The organism is Paraburkholderia tropica, assembly GCF_900109265.1.
Taxonomy (GTDB): Bacteria; Pseudomonadota; Gammaproteobacteria; order Burkholderiales; family Burkholderiaceae; genus Paraburkholderia; species Paraburkholderia tropica.
The window spans coordinates 92913-113164 of sequence record NZ_FNZM01000010.1; the positions used below are offsets into that span (position 1 = coordinate 92913).

A 20252-nucleotide genomic window follows, 5' to 3' on the forward strand; every position below is an offset into this window, starting at 1 on the left:
CGAGCATGTCCGCTGTACCCGACGAAGTCCTGAAGTACGTTGCCGCCGACAAGGACGAGGATCCCCAGGAAACCGCAGAATGGCTCGAGGCGCTCGATGGCGTCATTTCGACCATCGGTCCCGACCGCGCCCATTACCTGATCGAAAAGCAGATCGAATTCGCCCGTGTCCACGGCGAGCATCTGCCTTTCTCGGCGAACACGCCGTACATCAACACCATCCCGGTCGCCAACCAGGCGAAGAACCCCGGCGACCAGGACATCGAACACCGTATCCGCTCGTACACGCGCTGGAACGCCATGGCCATGGTGCTGCGCGCGGGCAAGCACACGAACGTGGGCGGTCACATTGCCTCGTTCGCGTCGGCTGCCACGCTCTATGACGTCGGCTACAACCACTTCTGGCACGCACCGTCGGACAACCACGGCGGCGATCTGATTTTCGTGCAGGGCCACTCGTCGCCGGGCGTCTACTCGCGCGCGTTCCTGCTCGGCCGTCTGAGCGAAAAGCAACTCGACAACTTCCGCCAGGAAGTGGGCGGCGAGGGCATCTCGTCGTATCCGCACCCGTGGCTGATGCCGGACTTCTGGCAGTTCCCGACCGTCTCGATGGGCCTCGGCCCGATCATGGCGATCTATCAGGCCCGCTTCATGAAGTACATGCAGGCGCGCGGCATCGTGAAGACCGAAGGCCGCAAGGTCTGGGCTTTCCTCGGCGACGGTGAAACGGACGAGCCGGAATCGCTCGGCGCGATCGGCATGGCCGGCCGCGAGCGTCTGGACAACCTCGTGTTCGTCATCAACTGCAACCTGCAGCGTCTCGACGGCCCGGTGCGCGGCAACGGCAAGATCATCCAGGAACTCGAAAGCGAGTTCCGCGGCGCCGGCTGGAACGTCATCAAGGTCATCTGGGGTTCGCGCTGGGACGCGCTGTTCGCGCGCGACAAGTCGGGCGCGCTGATGCGCCGCATGATGGAAGTCGTCGACGGCGAGTACCAGACGTACAAGTCGGAGTCGGGCGCGTATGTTCGCGAGCACTTCTTCAACACGCCGGAACTGAAGGCGCTGGTCGCCGACTGGTCCGACGACGACATCTGGAACCTGAACCGCGGCGGCCACGACCCGCACAAGATCTACGCGGCGTTCCATGAAGCTTCGAATTCGAAGGGCCAGCCGACCGTCATCCTCGCGAAGACGATCAAGGGCTACGGCATGGGCGAAGCCGGTCAGGCGATGAACATCACCCACCAGCAGAAGAAGATGCAGGTGGATCAGCTCAAGAAGTTCCGCGACCAGTTCCGTCTGCCGATCACCGACGAGCAGATCGTCGACGTGCCGTATCTGACGTTCGAAGAAGGCTCGAAGGAACTCGAATACATGCGCCAGAAGCGCATGGACCTCGGCGGTTACCTGCCGGCGCGCCGCCAGAAGGCCGCCTCGCTGCCGGTGCCGGCGCTCGACGCATTCGAGCCGCTGCTCAAGGGCACGGGCGAAGGCCGCGAGATCTCCACGACGATGGCGTTCGTGCGTATCCTCAACATCCTGTTGAAGGACAAGCAGCTCGGCAAGCGCGTCGTGCCGATCGTGCCGGACGAATCGCGTACCTTCGGCATGGAAGGTCTGTTCCGCCAGATCGGCATCTGGAATCAGCAAGGCCAGAAGTACGTGCCGGAAGATTCGGACCAGCTGATGTTCTACAAGGAATCGGAAAGCGGTCAGATTCTGCAGGAAGGCATCAACGAAGCCGGCGGCATGTCGGACTGGATCGCGGCCGCGACGTCGTACTCGACGCACGGCGAGACGATGATCCCGTTCTACATCTTCTATTCGATGTTCGGCATGCAGCGTATCGGCGACCTGGTGTGGGCCGCCGGCGACATGCGTTCGCGCGGCTTCCTGCTGGGCGGCACCGCAGGCCGCACGACGCTGAACGGCGAAGGTCTGCAGCACGAAGACGGTCACTCGCTCCTGTGGGCGGCATCGGTGCCGAACTGCGTGAGCTACGACCCGACCTTCGGCTATGAACTCGCGGTCATCATGCAAGACGGTCTGCGCCGCATGGTGCAGGACCAGGAAGACGTGTTCTATTACATCACCGTGATGAACGAGAACTACGAGCACCCGGCGATTCCGCAGGGCGAGGCCGTAGCCGCCGACATCATCAAGGGCATGTACGCGTTCCGCAAGGCGGACGCCAAGGCCAAGGGCCCGCGCGTTCAGCTGCTGGGCGCAGGCACGATCTTCAACGAAGTGATCGCCGCCGCCGACCTGCTGAAGAACGACTGGGGCGTCGAAGCCGACCTCTGGAGCGTGCCGAGCTTTACCGAACTGGCCCGCGAAGGCCACGAAGTCGAGCGCTGGAACCTGCTGCACCCGAGCGAGCCGCGCCGCGAATCGCACGTCGAGAAGCTGCTCAAGGGCACGGAAGGTCCGGTCATCGCTTCGACCGACTACGTGCGCGCGCTGGTCGACCAGATCCGTGGCCTCGTGCCGCGCAAGTTCGTGGTGCTCGGCACCGACGGTTTCGGCCGTTCGGACACGCGTGAAAAGCTGCGTCACTTCTTCGAAGTCGATCGTTACTGGACGACGGTTGCAGCGCTCAACGCGCTCGCGGACGAAGGCAAGATCGAACGCAAGGTTGTCGGCGAAGCCATCGCCAAGTACAACCTCGATCCGTCGAAGCCCAACCCGATGACCGTCTAACGCATCACCCCTGTGCATGGCATGCGCGCCTCCCCGAAGCGGGGAGGCGCGTTTTATGCGGCCCCGGAGACACTAACAATGAGTCAAGCGATCGAAGTCAAGGTGCCGGACATCGGCGATTACAAGGACATTCCTGTGATCGAGGTGCTGGTGAAGGCGGGTGATACCGTCGAGAAAGAGCAGTCGCTCATCACGCTGGAGTCGGACAAGGCGACGATGGACGTGCCGAGCCCGGCATCGGGCACGGTGAAGGAAGTGAAGGTCAAGGTTGGCGACAACGTCTCGGAAGGCGTGCTCGTCCTCGTGCTGGAAGCCGCCGGCGCCGCCGCGGCTCCCGCTGCCGCACCGGCCGCGAAGGAAGAGAAGGCTGCACCGGCCGCCGCGCAAGCCGCAGCGCCCGCGCCGGCAGCCGCTGCTGCCGCGCCCGCCGCGAGCGGCGGCGTGCAGACCGTCAAGGTCCCCGATATCGGCGACTACAAGGACGTTCCGGTCATCGAGATCGGCGTGAAGGTCGGCGACCGCGTCGAGAAGGAGCAGTCGCTCGTCACGCTCGAATCGGACAAGGCCACGATGGATGTGCCGAGCCCGGTCGCGGGTATCGTCAAGGAAATCAAGGTCAAGGTCGGTGACAACGTGTCGGAAGGCGCGGAAATCATCGTCGTGGAAGCGGAAGGTGCGGCAGCCGCTGCGCCCGCGCCGGCTGCGAAGGCGCCCGCCGAACAGCCGTCCGACGCACCGCAGGCTGCGCCCGCCAAGGCCGCGCCCGCTGCGCCGTCGGCACTCGCGCAAGCCCCGATCATCCCGGCCGGCGAAGGCGGTTCGCGCCGTCCGAGCCACGCTTCGCCTTCGGTGCGCAAGTTCGCGCGCGAACTGGGCGTCGACGTGGCGCGCGTTGCGGGCTCGGGTCCGAAGGGCCGTATCACGCAAGCCGACATCACGGCATTCGTGAAGGGCGTCATGAGCGGCCAGACGGCGGCTCCGGCTGCCGCTGCGGCTCCGGCAAACGGCGCGGGCCTGAACCTGCTGCCGTGGCCGAAGGTCGACTTCACGAAGTTCGGCCCGATCGACACGCAGCCGCTGTCGCGCATCAAGAAGATCTCGGGCGCGAACCTGCACCGCAACTGGGTCATGATCCCGCACGTCACGAACAACGACGAAGCGGACATCACCGATCTCGAAGCGCTGCGCGTGCAACTGAACAAGGAAAACGAGAAGGCCGGCGTGAAGTTCACGATGCTGGCGTTCGTCATCAAGGCAGTGGTTGCGGCGCTCAAGAAGTTCCCGGCGTTCAACGCGAGCCTCGACGGCGACAACCTCGTGTTCAAGCAGTACTTCCATATCGGTTTCGCCGCCGATACGCCGAACGGTCTCGTCGTTCCGGTGATTCGCGACGCCGACAAGAAGGGTCTCGTCGACATCGCGAAGGAAATGACCGAGCTGTCGAAGCTCGCGCGTGAAGGCAAGCTCAAGCCGGACCAGATGCAAGGCGGCTGCTTCTCGATCTCGTCGCTCGGCGGCATCGGCGGCACGCATTTCACGCCGATCATCAATGCGCCGGAAGTGGCGATCCTCGGCTTGTCGAAGAGCGCGATGAAGCCCGTGTGGGACGGCAAGCAGTTCGTGCCGCGTCTCACGCTGCCGCTCTCGCTCTCGTACGACCACCGCGTGATCGACGGCGCGGCTGCCGCGCGCTTCAACGCGTACCTCGGCCAGATCCTCGGCGATTTCCGCCGCGTGATCCTGTAAAACCGTTTCGACCGGCCAGCACCCAACGCGCCGCATCCGCTCTTCAAGCCGATGCGCGCCGCGACCGGTGCGGCCGGTCGTTCCTGAAGGGGACACCATGAGTCTCGTCGAAGTGAAAGTGCCGGATATCGGCGACTTCAAGGACATCGACGTCATCGAAGTCAACATCAAGCCGGGCGACGTGATCGAGAAGGAGCAGACGCTCGTCTCGCTCGAGTCGGACAAGGCCACGATGGAAGTGCCCAGCGATGTCGCGGGCACGGTCAAGGAAGTGAAGATCAAGGCCGGCGACAAGGCGTCGCAAGGCACGCTGGTCGCGATCGTCGAAGTGTCGGAAGGCGCGGCTGCGCCCGCGCCGAAGGCCGAAGCACCGAAGGCGGAAGCGCCCAAGGCGGCCGAAGCGCCGAAGGCTGCTGCGCCCGCGCCGCAAGCCGGCAGCTTCAGCGGCAGCGCCGACGTCGAATGCGACATGCTCGTGCTCGGCGCGGGCCCCGGCGGCTACTCGGCGGCGTTCCGCTCCGCCGACCTCGGCATGAAGACCGTGCTGGTCGAGCGTTATGCGACGCTCGGCGGCGTGTGTCTGAACGTCGGCTGCATTCCGTCGAAGGCGCTGCTGCACACGGCGCTGGTGATCGACGAAGCCGCGTCGCTCGAATCGCACGGCATCTCGTTCGGCAAGCCGCAAGTCGATCTCGACAAGCTGCGCGACTTCAAGTCGGGCGTCGTCAAGAAGCTGACCGGCGGTCTCGCCGGCATGGCCAAGGCGCGCAAGGTCGAAGTCGTGACGGGCCTCGGCTCGTTCATCGATCCGCACCACATGGAAGTGGCGGGCGAGGGCGGCAAGAAGATCGTCAAGTTCAAGCAGGCGATCATCGCAGCCGGTTCGCAGGCCGTGAAGCTGCCGTTCATGCCGGAAGATCCGCGCGTGGTCGATTCGACCGGCGCGCTGGAACTGCGTCAGCTGCCGCAGAAGATGCTGGTGATCGGCGGCGGCATCATCGGTCTGGAAATGGCGACCGTTTATTCGACGCTCGGCGCGCAGATCGACGTCGTGGAAATGCTGGACGGCCTGATGGCCGGCGCGGACCGCGATCTCGTGAAGGTCTGGGAGAAGTACAACGCGAAGCGCTTCGCGAATGTCATGCTCAAGACCAAAACGACGAAGGCCGAAGCGAAGGAAGACGGCATCTACGTCACGTTCGAAGGCGAAAAGGCGCCGGCCGAAGCGCAGCGTTACGACCTCGTGCTGGTCGCCGTGGGCCGCTCGCCCAACGGCAAGAAGATCGGCGCGGACAAGGCCGGCGTGGCGGTGACGGATCGCGGCTTCATCGAAGTCGACAAGCAGATGCGCACCAACGTGCCGCACATCTTCGCGATCGGCGACGTGGTTGGCCAGCCGATGCTCGCACACAAGGCCGTGCATGAAGGCCACGTGGCGGCGGAAGCGGCGCACGGCGAGAAGGCGTACTTCGACGCGCTGCAGATCCCGTCGGTGGCTTACACCGATCCGGAAGTGGCGTGGGCCGGCAAGACGGAAGAGCAGTGCAAGGCCGAAGGCATCAAGTACGGCAAGGCCGTGTTCCCGTGGGCCGCTTCGGGCCGCGCGATCGCCAATGGCCGCGACGAGGGCTTCACCAAGCTGATTTTCGACGAAGAGACGCATCGTGTGATCGGCGGCGGCATCGTCGGTCTGAACGCGGGCGATCTGATCAGCGAAGTCTGCCTCGCGGTGGAAATGGGCGCGGATGCGACTGACATCGGCAAGACGATTCACCCGCACCCGACGCTGGGCGAATCCGTCGGCATGGCCGCCGAGCTGTACGAAGGCGTCTGTACCGATCTGCCGCCGCAGAAAAAGAAGTAAGACGTGGCGTGCCGCTGTCGCAGGCGGCATGCACGTAAGCAGACAGACGTAAGCAAACGGCGCACTCCGCAGGGAGTGCGCCGTTTTTCTTCATGCGACGCCTGGATCTTTCTGATCGGGCTGGCGGGTAGGTCGAGAGGCGCGCCGGAGCGGTAAAAAAGATTCCCGGTCGGCGACCGGGTAAGCGGCACGCCTTGCAGCATGCCGGAGCGTCGGTGCCGGAGCGCGCAGCCGTTGCAGCGCGCGCTCCGGTTCGGCGGGTATCAGTTATCAGTCAGCCGACAGCCGGCGTGCGCCGGCGCTGTGTGCCGACAACCGGCCTCAGACCGTCTTCTTGGCCGAAGCGGAAGCCGAGCGCGAGGCTTGTGCGGCAGCCTTGCTGGCCGCGGCGGTGGCGGCGTTGAAGTTGCTTTCGGCCATTTCGACCGCTTGCTTGGTGGCCTTGTGGACCGTTTCGTAGGTCGTGTTCGCGGCGTTGATGGCCGACTTGATCACGGCGACGGCGGTTTCTGAACCGGCGGGCGCGTTCTTCGCGACGTTGTCGACGAGCGACTGCACCTTGCGGTTCTGCTCTTCGTAGTGGGCTTCGGCGACCTTCGCGAATTCGGCTTGCGTGGCCGACGCGATTTCATACACGTGGCGGCCGTACGAGAGCACCTTTTCGGCGAGCGGTTGCGCATAGCTCGACTGGAGCGCGAGCAGTTCCTGCGCATCCTTCACCGACAACGCGCGCTGTGCGTGTTCCTGCGATTCCGCCAGATTCGAGCGAACGGCCTGAAGATTCAATTCGACCAGCTTTTCCACGCCTTCGAAGGCCTTGCCGGTCAGGCCGAACAGGGTTTCGAGGTTGGCTTTTTGGGCGGCGACGAATTGCTCAGGGGTCAGCAGACTCATGTTTACGCTCCTGGATGGTTAGCGGCCTCGTGTGGGTGCGCCGCCTGGAGTAAGTGGCAAGACGCTGGTGATCTGCCGGACGCTTTGGTGCGTCGCAACATTGAAGACGATTTTAGGATGCCTGAGGCGAAAGTCAAGCGTCTTGTGGTGCGTCGCACCATGTCATTTAATTGTTATTAAACAAGCACTTATGCGATTGGCATGTGGCAATTTGCATGCCTGTTGGCAATGTGCGGCATGGCGCCACGGGCGCGCACGCGCAAACCGGCGCCTGGCCTTGCTGGACAAGGCCAGGCATATGCGCGCTGATTCTGGCAAGATTGAGGCTGACGGCGCATCGGAGGTTGTGCCGTCAGATTCGAGGAAGCCTCATGCGGGATTTCACTTAACGCGTCCACCAGATTGCGTCACGGAACGTTAAAGATTCATTCCGGTCGAACGCGCGTCGTGCGTTTAGGCGGCATAGGCGTCTGAGCATCGTCCCCGGTATTTATCCCACATCAAGTTCTGCATGACGTGCGCCGTTAATGCGTAGGCGACAGCAATAGTCGCCGGCCATTGGCGCAGCAGGGCGGGACCGCCCGGACGATTGTCTCTGTCCATCGAGAATGCGAAGCATATTGGTCTACTCAATCAAGAACCAGATTTCGGTTTAACGAGTAGCCATAAGTGCTTCAATTTGCGAATTTTTCGTGGTTTTACTACACTTGGCGAACGATCCCGCCGCTCCATCCAGAACACCAATGAAATCCGACAAATTCCTGTCGTTCAAGCTGGTGCCCTCATCGGTTGTCAGCACCGCGCTGTCGGTGGCTGTGTCCGTGGCCATCAGCACGACGCTATTCGTGCCCGAAGGCGCGTTTGCTGCGTCGCAGAACACCGCTGCGGCCAAGACGGCCAAGGCGAAGAAGTCCACCAAGAAGGTTGCGCCGGCATCGGCCAAGGTTGCGAAGAAGGCGGGCGCTGCCCGCACCGTCGCGGCCAAGGACGACGACGCGCGCCCGGTGGCCAAGAAACGCCGCGTGGCCTACACGATGAACGGCCGCCATCACACGGCCGTGCGCCGCGTGGCGTTCGAGCCGCGTCAGCCCACCGCCGGTCAGGCGTTTGGCCTCCACGAGACGCCCGATTCGCTGATGCTGCGCTCGGGTGTGGCCTATGTGGTCGATCAGAATTCGCTCGAACCGCTGTTCGACAAGAACTCGCGCGCCGTGGTGCCGATCGCCTCGATCTCGAAGCTCATGACCGCGATGGTCGTGCTCGACTCGAAGGCGCCGCTCACCGAGCAGATCGAAGTCACCGACGAAGATCGCGACTACGAGAAGAACACGGGCTCGCGCCTGTCGGTCGGCTCGGTGCTGTCGCGTGAAGACATGCTGCACATCGCACTGATGGCGTCGGAAAACCGCGCGGCCGCCGCGCTCTCGCGCTACTACCCGGGCGGCCGTCCGGCGTTCATCGCCGCGATGAACGCCAAGGCGAAGCAGCTCGGCATGACCGACACGCATTTCGAGAACTCCACGGGTTTGACGAGCCACAACGTGTCGAGCGCGCGCGACCTCGTGAAGATGGTCAACGCGGCGTATCAGTACCCGATGATCCGTCAGTTCTCGACCGATCGCAGCTACGACGTGTTCACGGGCAAGCGCAACCTCGCCTACAACAGCACGAACGCGCTGATCCGCAATCCGTCGTGGGACATCGGCTTGCAGAAGACCGGCTTTATCAACGAAGCCGGCGAGTGCCTCGTGATGCAGACGGTCGTGCATGGCCGTCCGGTGATCATGGTGCTGCTCGATTCGAGCGGCAAGTACTCGCGCTTCGCCGACGCTACGCGCGTGCGCACGTGGCTGGACAACGGCGGCGCCGACCAGCAGCCGCGTATCACGAGCGCGGACGCGGGCGGCGCGGGGACCTGAGCCGCATCGCGCCAATACCGAGTTCGTCTCGCAAAACGCCCCGCTACTGCGGGGCGTTTTTGTTTTCAGGCGTCGCTCCAACGAGCGTCGGGCGAGCGCCTACGCCATCCGGCCAGCTTTATGGGCGCCGGTTCAATCGGCAAGATTTCCAGTGATGAATCAAGGCGGCCGGCCGGGCATCGAGTTCGGCTGGAGTTTGATAGTTGTCAGTTGACAACTATCTTGACGATACATACACTGGGTGGGTCGATGAGACGATCGCATGCGAAGAAAGAGGTCGAGGCGGCACTGGTTTATGCCGAGACTCGAGGTTGGTTAGTTATACCAGGTAAAGGCCGCAGCCATGCGTGGGGGAAGATGTTTTGTCCGCTCAACCAGGGCGATTGCCGTTGCGGCGAATTTTGCATCACGAGCATCTGGAGCACCCCGCGCAACGCGGGCAATCACGCGAACATGCTCAGGCGCGTGGTGGACAACTGTACGGCGCAGCCGAAGGGACCGCCCGGCACGCCATTCAGCGTGCCGCCGGGCAGTGCGGCCGGGGGCGTGCCGCATGAGGCAAGGTCACGGCGGCCCGTTGTAGCCCGCGAGCACGAGTCATGCACGCGCAATGCACCAGTAACGCACGAATAAGGCAGGAGTCAGGCATGGAATACGTTTTCACGCTCAAGTATCAGCTTGCACCGGAAGACAGCGACCACAACGTGCTCGTCGAACGGCTCGCGCAGGCGGGCTGCGACGACGCCACCATCGGCGTAGGCTTGCCGGGGCGCATTGCGCTGGCGTTCACGCGTGACAGCGCAACGGCATGGGAAGCCATCTACACGGCCTTGCAGAACGTGAAGGAGGCGGTGCCGTCCGCGCGGCTCGTGGAAGCGGCGCCCGACTTCGTCGGTTTGACCGACGTCGCGGACATGACGGGCATGTCGCGACAGAACATGCGCAAGCTCATGCTCGTTCACGCAGACGACTTTCCGCAGCCGGTCCACGAAGGCAGTCCCTCGCTCTGGCATCTGAGCGACATTCTTGCGTGGCTCGTTGGCCGCGATGGTTACAGCATCAGCGCGGCGCTGCTCGAAACGGCGCGCTCGGCCCGGCAGGTCAATCTCGCGAAAGAGGCGCGTGCGCTCGATACGCAGATTGACCGGCAACTCGAAGCACTCGTGGGATGAGTTCTGCACGCTAGCTCGCGCGCGGGAATTTGCGGGCGCAAAAAAGCGGAGGACCTGCCTCCGCTTCGTGTGCCGCGACGCCGTGCGTCAGTGTGCCGGTCTCACGCGGTGTGAACGTGTCCGTCGACCGGTTCCGGGTGATAACCCAGCGACTCCGAAATCGTCAGCGCGGTCTTGCTCAACTGACCGAGCCACGAGTCCTGCAGGCGATCCGCAGGCGCGGAAAGTGAGAGGCCCGCCACGAGCTTGCCGGTGTCGTCGTAAATACCCGCGGCAATGCAGCGAACGCCCAGCTCGAGCTCTTCGTTATCGCGCGCGCACGATTCCTGGCGCACATGCGTGAGTTCGCGTTCGAGGCGGCTGAGGTCAGTAATGCTGTTGCGCGTATGACCCGAGAGGCCGGTGCGCGTTGCATAAGCGCGCACGCGGGTGGCTTCGTCGGCGGCGAGAAAAAGCTTGCCCACCGAAGTGAGGTGCAGCGGCGCGCGGCCGCCAATGGCGCGCACGACCTGCATGCCCGAGCGCTCCGAATACGCGCGTTCGATATACACGATTTCGTCGCCCTGGCGTACGGAGAGATTGACCGTCTGCCCGGTGAGGCGGTGCAGTTCGCGCATCGGCGAAAGCGCTGCGTCACGCACCGAAAGGCGCGCTTTCACGAGGTTGCCGAGTTCGAGCAGACGCATGCCCAGCCGGTATGTGCCGGGGTCGGAGCGGTCCACCAGACGGCAACTCACCATATCGTTGAGGATACGGTGCGCAGTCGAGGGGTGCAGCTCGGTACGTTGCGCCAGTTCTTTCAGGCTGACGGGGTCGGTGTGCGCGGCAAGTGCGTCTAGGAGCCGCATCATGCGCTCGATCACCTGAATCGAGGTCTTCGGATCCGGATTCGTGTCGCTCATGGGTGCAATTTCGTTTGACGCGTGAAGCGGAAAATTCATTGTATCTCGTATTGTGAAAAAAGTAAGCGCCTAGCGAGCCTCGTTGCTGCACTGCCGCAGTGCCGGATCAAGCGCACTGAGGCTAGCTGTTGGGCGCCGCGGGGCGAGAGAAACCCGGGCAGCCCCGCGTTGGTGACGGGCGCGAAACATCGGATAATCGGGGACGGTTTTTAGGAGGAATCCCATGCGAGTCGGTTTGTTCGTCACTTGCCTCATCGACACGATGCGTCCCGAGATCGGTTTTTCGACGATCAAACTGCTCGAATCGGCGGGCTACGAAGTCGTCGTGCCGCCCGCGCAAACCTGCTGCGGTCAGCCGGCCTACAACTCGGGCGAACGCGCGCTGGCGCGCGATCTGGCCGAAAAGACGCTGCGCGAATTCGAACAGTTCGACTATGTGGTCATACCGTCGGGCTCGTGCGGCGGCATGATCCGCGCGCACTACGGCGACCTGTTTCGCGACGACCCCGAGCTCATGTCGCGCTACGGCAAGCTGCGCGAGCGCGTATTCGAGCTGACCGACTTTCTGGTCAACGTGGCGAAGGTCGCGTTGCCCGAAGGCGAGTTTCGCGGTCCGGTCACCTATCACGATTCGTGCTCGGGGCTGCGCGAACTGGGCGTGAAGGCGCAGCCGCGCGCGCTCCTTGCGCAACGGGGTGTCGAAGTCCACGAGATGAAGGACTGCGAGCATTGCTGCGGTTTCGGTGGCACGTTCGCGGTCAAGTACGGCGCGATTTCCACCGCGATCGCCGACGAAAAATGCATGAACGTGCAGGCGAGCGGCACGGGCGCGGTGGTGCTCGGCGACCTCGGCTGCATGCTGAACATCGAAGGGCGACTGCGTCGCACCGGCGACGCACATACGCGTGTGCTGCATATCGCACAGGTGCTGGCCGGCGACGTCTGACGCGTCGCGCTGTCGCGCCAACGCGTACGCCAACGCCGTACGCTGCTCCATCCGCACGTTCACGCCACTTAATTGCCCGACACTCCGCCATGCAAGTCCAATCGATGCAGTTCAAGGCGCGCGCCGGCCAGAAGCTTGCCGACCAGCGTCTGCAACAGAACCTGAAGAAGCTCTCTACCAAGTTCGTCACGGCACGGGCGGAGGCGATCACGGCCATCGACTTCGAGGCCACGCGCGCCGCGCTGAAAGCGCGCCGCAACCGTGCGCTGGAGAATCTCGACGTCTGGATCGAGCAGTTCGAGGCCGAGGCCACGCGGCGCGGCGTCACGGTGCTGTTTGCGGAGACCGCACGCGACGCGGCGCAACTGGTGGCCGACATCGCGCGCAAGCACGAGGTGCGCAAGGTCATCAAGACGAAGTCAATGGTCTCGGAGGAGATGCAGCTCAACACCGTGCTCGCGCAAATGGGCGTGCAGTCCATCGAGACGGATCTCGGCGAGTACATCCTTCAGATCAACAACAACGAACCGCCGAGTCACATCATCGCGCCCGTCGTCCACAAGGACAAAGACGAGATCGCCGACCTGTTCGCGCAGACGCATCACACAGCGCGTCTGACGGAAATTCCCGACATGACGCGCGAGGCGCGCGAGGTGCTGCGGCCACACTTCCTCTCGGCGGACATGGGCGTGACGGGCGGCAACTTCCTCGTCGCGGAAACGGGTTCGGTCGTGCTGGTCACGAACGAGGGCAATGAGGGCATGTGCACGGTGATGCCGCGCGTGCACGTGGCGGTCACCGGCATCGAAAAGGTGCTGCCCACGCTGGAAGATCTCGCCACCGCCATGCGCCTGCTGCCGCGTTCGGCGACGGGGCAGGCCACCTCGAACTATTTTTCGATGCTCACCGGCCCGCGCGGTCCGGGCGACCAGGATGGGCCCGAGCATATGTATGTGGTGCTCGTCGACGGTGGCCGCACCGGGCTGATCGGCGGCGAGTTCCAGGAAATGCTGCGCTGTATACGATGCGGCGCGTGTATGAACCACTGCCCCGTCTATCAAAAGGTCGGTGGCCATGCGTATGGCTGGGTTTATCCGGGGCCGATGGGATCGGTGCTTACGCCGAGCTACGTCGGGATCGAGAAAGCGCTGGATCTGCCCCAGGCCGCCACGCTTTGCGGCGAGTGCAACAGCGTCTGCCCGGTCGGCATTCCGCTTTCGGACCTGCTGCGCAAGCTGCGCGAGAAGCAGACCGAACGCAAGCTGCGGCCGTGGCGCGAACGCGCGGCGCTGGCCGTCTGGGGCTGGTTCGCGCTGCATCCCACGGCGTATGCGCTGCTGACCAAACTCGGCGTGCGCGTGCTGGAGCGCCTGGGGCGGCAGGGGCAGTCGATCCGCAAGCTGCCGTTCGCGCGCGGCTGGACCGAGGGGCGCGACATGCCCACGCCGGTCGGACGTACGTTCCGCGAACTGTACGCGGCGCGCCAGACGCATCTCGACGCGAACGCAACGCGGGCTCGTCAACCGTAAATCCGCCACTGTTTAACCTGCGGCAACAGTGTGTTCGTCTTTGTCGGGTTTTTCCTGATTGCGATCGTCTATATCATTTCGACTGGCGATAGTGCGTCTCAAGCACCTCGCCCCATAGTCGAGAGAGAGTCGCATCATGAGAAAGAAAATAGTGGTGTATTGGCCGCTGGCGCTGATCGTGCCGCTCGCGGCGATTGCATGGGTTCATGCCTGGGATACCGCCGAGCAGCAACTGCCGCTCGCCGCCGATCAGGTGAGCGCCGAACTGGCGCGCGCCGTGTCGTATGGTCTCGTCGGCGATGCCGGCGACGTGAAAGCGCCGGTGAAGGCCATGCGCGGCGCGAGCCCGCTGCCGCACGCAAGCACGATCTGAGCAACCGGTGCGCCGCAGGCGTGCCAAGCGCGCATTTGCCGCACTTTGTATAATTGCGGATTCGGCTGTCGCCAGTCCGGTTCGAGCCCGATAGTACGGGCTTCCTGGCGGATTCGGCAGACCCGGTCACACCTCGCCCAGCCCGCACCCCGACACGATGAACAAGGTTTCCGTTTGTTTCGTTTGCCTCGGCAACATTTGCCGCTCGCCCACGGCTGAAGCGGTGATGCTGCGCATGGTCGACGAGGCGGGCCTGAATGGCCGTGTGGTGGTCGATTCCGCGGGCACGGGCAACTGGCACATCGGCGAGGCGCCCGACGAGCGCGCCCAGCGCGCGGGCAAACAGCGCGGCTACGATCTCGCGCCGCTGCGCGCGCGCCAGATCGAGCAGGAAGATTTTGCGGCGTTCGATCTGATCGTCGCGATGGACGACGCCAACGTGACCGCGCTGCATCAGGTCGCGCCGGCCGGCGAGCGAGACAAGATCCGCTTGCTGATGGAATTCGCGCCGAACGCGGAGGATCGTGTGGTAACCGACCCTTATTTCGGCGGCGCGGCGGGCTTCGAGTCGGTGCTCGACCAGTGCGAGGCCGCCTGCGCGGGTTTGCTGGCGGCGCTGCGTCCGCAACTGGTGGATTGAAGTGAACGGTGCGGTGCACGCGTTGCAGGAAGTGCGCCGTTTTACCTTTTCGTCATGTGCCTAATAACCCGAATGGCGGCACGGATACTTGACTAAACTAGTCATGTATTTATACTTGACGAAAATTGTCGAGAATTGCGGTTCCCCTACCATCATGAGACTCACCACGAAAGGCCGTTTCGCCGTCACGGCGATGATCGACCTGGCCCTGCGCCAGGAGCAGGGCCCGGTGACGCTTGCGGGTATCAGCCAGCGCCAGCACATTTCGCTGTCGTACCTCGAACAGCTGTTCGGCAAGCTCCGCCGCCATGAAATCGTCGAATCGGTCCGCGGGCCGGGCGGCGGGTACAACCTCGCGCGTCGCGCGGAGGACGTCACGGTCGCGGACATCATCATCGCCGTGGACGAGCCGCTCGATGCCACGCAATGCGGCGGCAAGGGCGCGTGCGAGGGTACCAAGCAGCACGACGGCCACTGCATGACGCACGAACTCTGGTCCACGCTGAACCAGAAGATGGTCGAGTACCTCGATTCCGTGTCGCTCAAGGATCTGGTGGACAAGCAGCGCGCTCGCGAAGGCGCCGCGCCCACGGTCCTGCGCGACCGCCGCGCGGAAGCCCCCGCGGTCGAGCCGGTGAGGGCCGTGCCGCTAGGGCCGAACTCGATTTTCAACATGGCGGGTTCGTGAGCTTGATCCGAGCCGTCAGGACGCACTACACAGTACAGCGCAGCACAAAGATTCCCCGGAGCGATAGATGAATAACGATATTCCCCACCTGCCCATTTACATGGATTACAGCGCGACGACGCCGGTCGACCCGCGCGTGGTGGACAAGATGATTCCGTACCTGCGCGAGCAGTTCGGCAATCCGGCTTCGCGCAGCCACGCCTACGGCTGGGACGCGGAACGTGCGGTCGAGGAAGCGCGCGAGCAGGTCGCCGCGCTCGTCAACGCCGACCCGCGCGAAATCATCTGGACCTCCGGCGCGACCGAATCGGACAACCTCGCGATCAAGGGTGCCGCGCACTTCTACAAGAGCAAGGGCAAGCACATCATCACGGTGAAGACCGAGCACAAGGCTGTGCTCGACACCTGTCGCGAACTCGAGCGCGAAGGCTATGAAGTCACGTATCTGCCGGTGCTGGAAAACGGCCTGATCGACCTCGAAGCGTTCAAGGCGGCGATTCGCCCGGACACGATCCTCGTTTCCGTGATGCACGTGAACAACGAGATCGGCGTGATCCAGGACATCGAGACGATCGGCGAAATCTGCCGTGAAAAGGGCATCGTGTTCCACGTCGACGCCGCGCAATCGACGGGCAAGGCGCCGATCGACCTGCAAAAGCTCAAGGTCGACCTGATGTCGTTCTCGGCGCACAAGACCTATGGCCCGAAGGGCATTGGCGCGCTGTACGTGCGTCGCAAGCCGCGCGTGCGTATCGAAGCGCAGATGCACGGCGGCGGTCACGAGCGCGGCATGCGCTCGGGCACGCTGGCCACGCACCAGATCGTCGGCATGGGCGAAGCGTTCCGCATCGCGCGTGAAGAGATGGCTACGGAAAACGAGCGCGTGCGCATGCTGCGCGACCGTCTGCTCAAGGGCCTCTCGGAAATCGAAGAAACCTACGTGAACGGCGACATGGAGCAGCGCGTCCCGCACAACCTGAACATCAGCTTCAACTTCGTCGAAGGCGAGTCGCTGATCATGGCGGTGAAGGACGTGGCGGTGTCGTCGGGTTCGGCGTGCACGTCGGCTTCGCTGGAGCCGTCGTACGTGCTGCGCGCGCTCGGCCGCAACGACGAACTGGCGCACAGCTCGATCCGTTTCACGGTGGGCCGCTTCACGACGGAGCAGGACGTCGACTACGTGATCAACCTGCTGAAGACGAAGATCGCCAAGCTGCGCGAACTGTCGCCGCTGTGGGAAATGCACAAGGACGGCATCGATCTGTCGACCATCCAGTGGGCAGCGCACTAAGTTTCACGCGACGCAAAGCGAATATCGACCCGGCCGCAGCGCACACGAACATGCCGCGCGGCCAACGAATTGAAGGAGTGTGATCATGGCATATAGCGACAAGGTTCTGGACCACTACGAAAACCCGCGTAACGTCGGTTCGTTCTCGAAAGACGACGACACGGTCGGCACGGGCATGGTCGGCGCGCCGGCTTGCGGCGACGTGATGAAGCTGCAGATCCGCGTGGGCGCGGACGGCGTGATCGAAGACGCGAAGTTCAAGACCTACGGCTGCGGCTCGGCAATCGCCTCGAGCTCGCTCGTCACGGAATGGGTCAAGGGCAAGACGCTTGACGAAGCGCTCTCGATCAAGAACACGCAGATCGCCGAAGAACTGGCGCTGCCGCCGGTGAAGATCCACTGCTCGATCCTCGCGGAAGACGCGATCAAGGCAGCGGTCGCCGACTACCGCACGCGTCACACGACCGAAGCGAAGGCCGACGCCGTTTAAGGCGCACGGCAGGTCGCGCGGCGAGCGGCAACGCGGCGCGGGCAGAACGGCGGCGAACCTTCGGGTGCGCCGCCGCGGGATTAACGATTTTGGATGCAGGCAGGTTGCGCCGCACCGTGGTGAAACAGGCACGAGCCTGAGACACGCGGGGCGGGGCGCGGCGAAAACGCTATGGCTATTACGTTGACGGAAAAAGCGGCACAGCACGTGCAGAAGTACCTGACCCGGCGCGGCAAGGGCGTGGGCCTGCGCCTCGGCGTGCGCACGACGGGTTGCTCGGGACTGGCGTACAAGCTCGAGTATGTCGACGACCTGGCGCCCGAGGACAACGTGTTCGAGAGCTTCGGCGTGAAGGTGATCGTCGATCCGAAAAGCCTGTCCTATATCGACGGCACGCAGCTCGATTTCGTGCGCGAAGGCCTCAACGAGGGCTTCAAGTTCAACAACCCGAACGTGAAGGACGAGTGCGGTTGCGGCGAGTCCTTCCGCGTTTGAGCCCGTGTGTTGCGGTGAAAAGGCGGCCTGTGCCGCCTTTTTGATTTTGATGGCCCCACAAGAACGCTTTATCCGATGACCTCGCTTTCATCGCTTTCCGATAGCCACTTCGTGCTGTTCGGCCTGCCCGAGCAGTTCGCGATCGACGCCGATTCGCTCGACCACGCATATCGCACCGTGCAGGCGCAGGTTCACCCGGACCGCTTCGCCGCGGCCGGCGACGCGCAAAAACGCGTGGCGATGCAATGGGCCACGCGCGCGAACGAGGCGTATCAGACGCTGCGCGATCCGCTCAAGCGCGCCAAATACCTGTTGCATCTGCGCGGCGTCGACGTCGGCGCCGAGGACAATACGGCCATGGAGCCGGCGTTCCTGATGCAGCAGATGGAATGGCGCGAGGCGATCGAGGACGCAGTGCATGCGAAGAACGTCGACGCGCTCGACGCGCTCTCGGGCGAACTGCGCGACGACGAGCGCGCGCGCCTCGCCAAGCTCGCGGCGCTGATCGACAGCGGCTCGAACCAGCCGGCGGCGGAAGCGGTGCGCCAGCTCATGTTCATCGAGCGCGTCGCAGCCGAGATCGAGACGCAGATCGAACGGCTGGAAGGCTGAGACCGTTGCCGGGCGCCACGCGCCCGACTGCACGGAAAAAAGCGTAGAACATAGGACAGGGCTGCCCGTGGCGGCCCGCAACAGATCAAACAGATGGCATTACTGCAAATCTCCGAACCCGGCATGGCGCCGGCGCCGCACCAGCGGCGACTCGCCGTCGGCATCGACCTCGGCACGACGAACTCGCTCGTCGCCGCCGTGCGCAGCGGCGTGCCCGACGTGCTGCCCGACGCGGACGGCCACGTGCTGCTGCCTTCCGTCGTGCGCTATCTGGCCAACGGCGGCCGCCGCATCGGTCGCACGGCGAAAGCCGAAGCGGCCAGCGATCCGCGCAACACGATCGTCTCGGTCAAGCGCTTCATGGGCCGCGGCAAGGCCGACGTCGAAGGCGCGGCGAACGCGCCTTACGTCTTCGTCGACGCGCCCGGCATGGTGCAGATCGAGACCGTGGACGGCGTGAAGAGCCCGGTGGAAGTGTCGGCGGAAATTCTCGCGACGCTGCGTCAGCGCGCCGAAGACACGCTCGGCGACGATCTCGTCGGCGCGGTCATCACGGTGCCGGCGTACTTCGACGAAGCGCAGCGCCAGGCGACCAAGGACGCCGCGCGCCTCGCGGGCCTGAACGTGCTGCGCCTGCTGAACGAACCGACCGCGGCCGCCATCGCCTACGGTCTCGACAACGGCGCCGAAGGCCTCTACGCGGTCTACGACCTCGGCGGCGGCACCTTCGACCTGTCGATCCTGAAGCTCACCAAGGGTGTGTTCGAAGTGCTGGCGGCGGGCGGCGATTCGGCGCTCGGCGGCGACGATTTCGACCACGTCGTGTTCGATTACGTGCTGGAGCAGAGCGGCATCGAGCGCGCGACGCTCGCGCCCGAAGACGTGCGTCTGCTGCTCGACCACGCGCGCGACGCGAAGGAAGCGCTCTCGTCGGCGCCTGAAGCGCGCATCGACGTGACGCTGTCGAACGGCAAGACGCTCGCGGTCGTCATCGACGAAGCGCGTTTCGAGGCGCTCACGCAGACGCTCGTGCAGCGCACGCTCACGCCCACGAAGAAGGCGCTGCGCGATGCGAAGGTCGGCGCGAAGGACGTGAAGGGCGTGGTGCTGGTCGGCGGCGCGACGCGCATGCCGGTGATCCGCCGCGCGGTGGAACAGTATTTCGGCCAGGCGCCGCTCACCAATCTCGATCCCGACCAGGTCGTCGCGCTCGGCGCGGCGGTTCAGGCCGATCTGCTGGCGGGCAACCGTGGCGGCGACGACGACTGGCTGCTGCTCGACGTGATTCCGCTCTCGCTGGGCGTGGAAACGATGGGCGGGCTCGTCGAGAAGATCATCCCGCGCAACTCGACCATTCCGGTCGCGCGTGCGCAGGACTTCACGACCTTCAAGGACGGCCAGACCGCGATGGCGATCCACGTGGTCCAGGGCGAGCGCGAGCTCGTGGCCGACTGCCGTTCGCTTGCGCGCTTCGAGCTGCGCGGCATTCCGCCGATGGCGGCGGGCGCGGCGCGCATTCGCGTGACCTATCAGGTGGACGCGGACGGGCTGCTGTCGGTGTTCGCACGCGAGCAGCTCTCGGGCGTGGAGGCGTCGGTGGTGGTCAAGCCGTCGTACGGCCTCGAAGACAACGACATCGCCAAGATGCTCGAAGAGAGCTTCAAGACCGCCGACATCGACATGCGCGCACGTGCGCTGCGTGAAGCGCAGGTCGAGGCGCAACGCGTGATCGAAGCGACGCAATCGGCGCTGGCCGCCGACGGCGAACTGCTCGACGCCGACGAGCGCGCCGCGCTCGACACGCTCATCGCCGCACTTGCGCAGATCGTGCAGAGCGACGACACCGACGCAATCGAAACCGCCACCAAGGCGCTGGCCGAAGGCACCGACGAATTCGCCGCGCGCCGCATGGACAAGGGCATCAAGCGCGCGCTGGCGGGCAAGCGGCTCGACGAGATCGGCTAAGTAGCGAACGCAGAGAAAACGACC

Annotated in this window: 17 protein-coding genes and 1 pseudogene; 16 read left to right on the forward strand and 2 right to left on the reverse strand. The window is 64.2% G+C overall.

The window, feature by feature from the left end; translation table 11 throughout:
• Positions 1 to 5: 5 nt before the first annotated feature.
• From aceE to lpdA, 3 genes are all read left to right on the forward strand, one after another.
• Positions 6 to 2702 carry a pyruvate dehydrogenase (acetyl-transferring), homodimeric type gene (gene aceE, locus BMY06_RS17900; RefSeq protein ID WP_065060279.1) on the forward strand — a complete coding sequence of 899 codons (2697 nt, stop codon included), beginning with the start codon at positions 6 to 8 and terminating at the stop codon, positions 2700 to 2702.
• 78 nt (positions 2703 to 2780) lie between these two features.
• A complete protein-coding gene (aceF, locus tag BMY06_RS17905) occupies positions 2781 to 4448 on the forward strand; it encodes a dihydrolipoyllysine-residue acetyltransferase (protein WP_065060278.1) in 1668 nt (555 codons plus the stop codon).
• 97 nt (positions 4449 to 4545) lie between these two features.
• Entirely contained in the window at positions 4546 to 6312 is a 1767-nt protein-coding gene (gene lpdA, locus BMY06_RS17910) for a dihydrolipoyl dehydrogenase (protein ID WP_074984414.1), read from the forward strand.
• Between the two features lie 321 nt (positions 6313 to 6633).
• On the opposite strand, the gene BMY06_RS17915 is transcribed toward lpdA, so the two are convergent.
• Positions 6634 to 7206 carry a phasin family protein gene (locus BMY06_RS17915; RefSeq protein WP_065060276.1) on the reverse strand — a complete coding sequence of 191 codons (573 nt, stop codon included), beginning with the start codon at positions 7204 to 7206 and terminating at the stop codon, positions 6634 to 6636.
• A gap of 743 nt (positions 7207 to 7949) precedes the next feature.
• On the opposite strand from BMY06_RS17915, the gene pbpG reads away from it, so the two are divergent.
• The 3 genes and pseudogenes from pbpG to BMY06_RS17930 all read left to right on the forward strand — a co-directional run bounded on the left by pbpG (position 7950) and on the right by BMY06_RS17930 (position 10297).
• Positions 7950 to 9125 carry a D-alanyl-D-alanine endopeptidase gene (pbpG, locus tag BMY06_RS17920; protein WP_065060275.1) on the forward strand — a complete coding sequence of 392 codons (1176 nt, stop codon included), beginning with the start codon at positions 7950 to 7952 and terminating at the stop codon, positions 9123 to 9125.
• Positions 9126 to 9374: 249 nt separating this feature from the next.
• Positions 9375 to 9611 (forward strand): annotated as a pseudogene (locus tag BMY06_RS40180) (hypothetical protein); the annotation flags it as partial.
• Positions 9612 to 9772: 161 nt separating this feature from the next.
• Positions 9773 to 10297, forward strand: coding sequence for a helix-turn-helix transcriptional regulator (locus BMY06_RS17930; protein ID WP_074984415.1), 525 nt, complete (start codon positions 9773 to 9775; stop codon positions 10295 to 10297).
• 101 nt (positions 10298 to 10398) lie between these two features.
• Here the strand turns inward: BMY06_RS17930 and BMY06_RS17935 are convergent, their stop codons facing one another.
• Positions 10399 to 11199 carry an IclR family transcriptional regulator gene (locus BMY06_RS17935; RefSeq protein ID WP_065060371.1) on the reverse strand — a complete coding sequence of 267 codons (801 nt, stop codon included), beginning with the start codon at positions 11197 to 11199 and terminating at the stop codon, positions 10399 to 10401.
• Between the two features lie 223 nt (positions 11200 to 11422).
• Here BMY06_RS17935 and BMY06_RS17940 point away from each other — a divergent pair, with 223 nt between their 5' ends.
• The 10 genes from BMY06_RS17940 (at position 11423) to hscA (ending at position 20228) form a co-directional block, all read left to right on the forward strand.
• Positions 11423 to 12145, forward strand: a complete 723-nt coding sequence (locus BMY06_RS17940; protein ID WP_065060273.1) for a (Fe-S)-binding protein — start codon at positions 11423 to 11425, stop codon at positions 12143 to 12145.
• An 89-nt stretch (positions 12146 to 12234) separates the two neighbouring features.
• Complete coding sequence (locus BMY06_RS17945) at positions 12235 to 13674, forward strand: lactate utilization protein B (protein WP_074984417.1); 1440 nt, start codon at positions 12235 to 12237, stop codon at positions 13672 to 13674.
• Positions 13675 to 13810: 136 nt separating this feature from the next.
• On the forward strand, positions 13811 to 14047 hold the full coding sequence (locus tag BMY06_RS17950) for a hypothetical protein (RefSeq protein WP_065060271.1): 237 nt from the start codon (positions 13811 to 13813) through the stop codon (positions 14045 to 14047).
• 157 nt (positions 14048 to 14204) lie between these two features.
• Complete coding sequence (locus BMY06_RS17955; protein ID WP_065060270.1) at positions 14205 to 14687, forward strand: low molecular weight protein-tyrosine-phosphatase; 483 nt, start codon at positions 14205 to 14207, stop codon at positions 14685 to 14687.
• A 154-nt stretch (positions 14688 to 14841) separates the two neighbouring features.
• Positions 14842 to 15375, forward strand: a complete 534-nt coding sequence (iscR, locus tag BMY06_RS17960) for a Fe-S cluster assembly transcriptional regulator IscR (RefSeq protein WP_065060269.1) — start codon at positions 14842 to 14844, stop codon at positions 15373 to 15375.
• Between the two features lie 67 nt (positions 15376 to 15442).
• Positions 15443 to 16666 carry an IscS subfamily cysteine desulfurase gene (locus BMY06_RS17965; RefSeq protein WP_065060268.1) on the forward strand — a complete coding sequence of 408 codons (1224 nt, stop codon included), beginning with the start codon at positions 15443 to 15445 and terminating at the stop codon, positions 16664 to 16666.
• Between the two features lie 85 nt (positions 16667 to 16751).
• Positions 16752 to 17156 carry a Fe-S cluster assembly scaffold IscU gene (iscU, locus tag BMY06_RS17970; RefSeq protein WP_065060267.1) on the forward strand — a complete coding sequence of 135 codons (405 nt, stop codon included), beginning with the start codon at positions 16752 to 16754 and terminating at the stop codon, positions 17154 to 17156.
• 171 nt (positions 17157 to 17327) lie between these two features.
• Positions 17328 to 17651, forward strand: a complete 324-nt coding sequence (gene iscA / locus BMY06_RS17975; RefSeq protein WP_065060266.1) for an iron-sulfur cluster assembly protein IscA — start codon at positions 17328 to 17330, stop codon at positions 17649 to 17651.
• A 75-nt stretch (positions 17652 to 17726) separates the two neighbouring features.
• Positions 17727 to 18263, forward strand: a complete 537-nt coding sequence (gene hscB / locus BMY06_RS17980; protein ID WP_065060265.1) for a Fe-S protein assembly co-chaperone HscB — start codon at positions 17727 to 17729, stop codon at positions 18261 to 18263.
• Between the two features lie 93 nt (positions 18264 to 18356).
• Positions 18357 to 20228 carry a Fe-S protein assembly chaperone HscA gene (gene hscA / locus BMY06_RS17985; RefSeq protein WP_074984418.1) on the forward strand — a complete coding sequence of 624 codons (1872 nt, stop codon included), beginning with the start codon at positions 18357 to 18359 and terminating at the stop codon, positions 20226 to 20228.
• Positions 20229 to 20252: the final 24 nt, after the last annotated feature.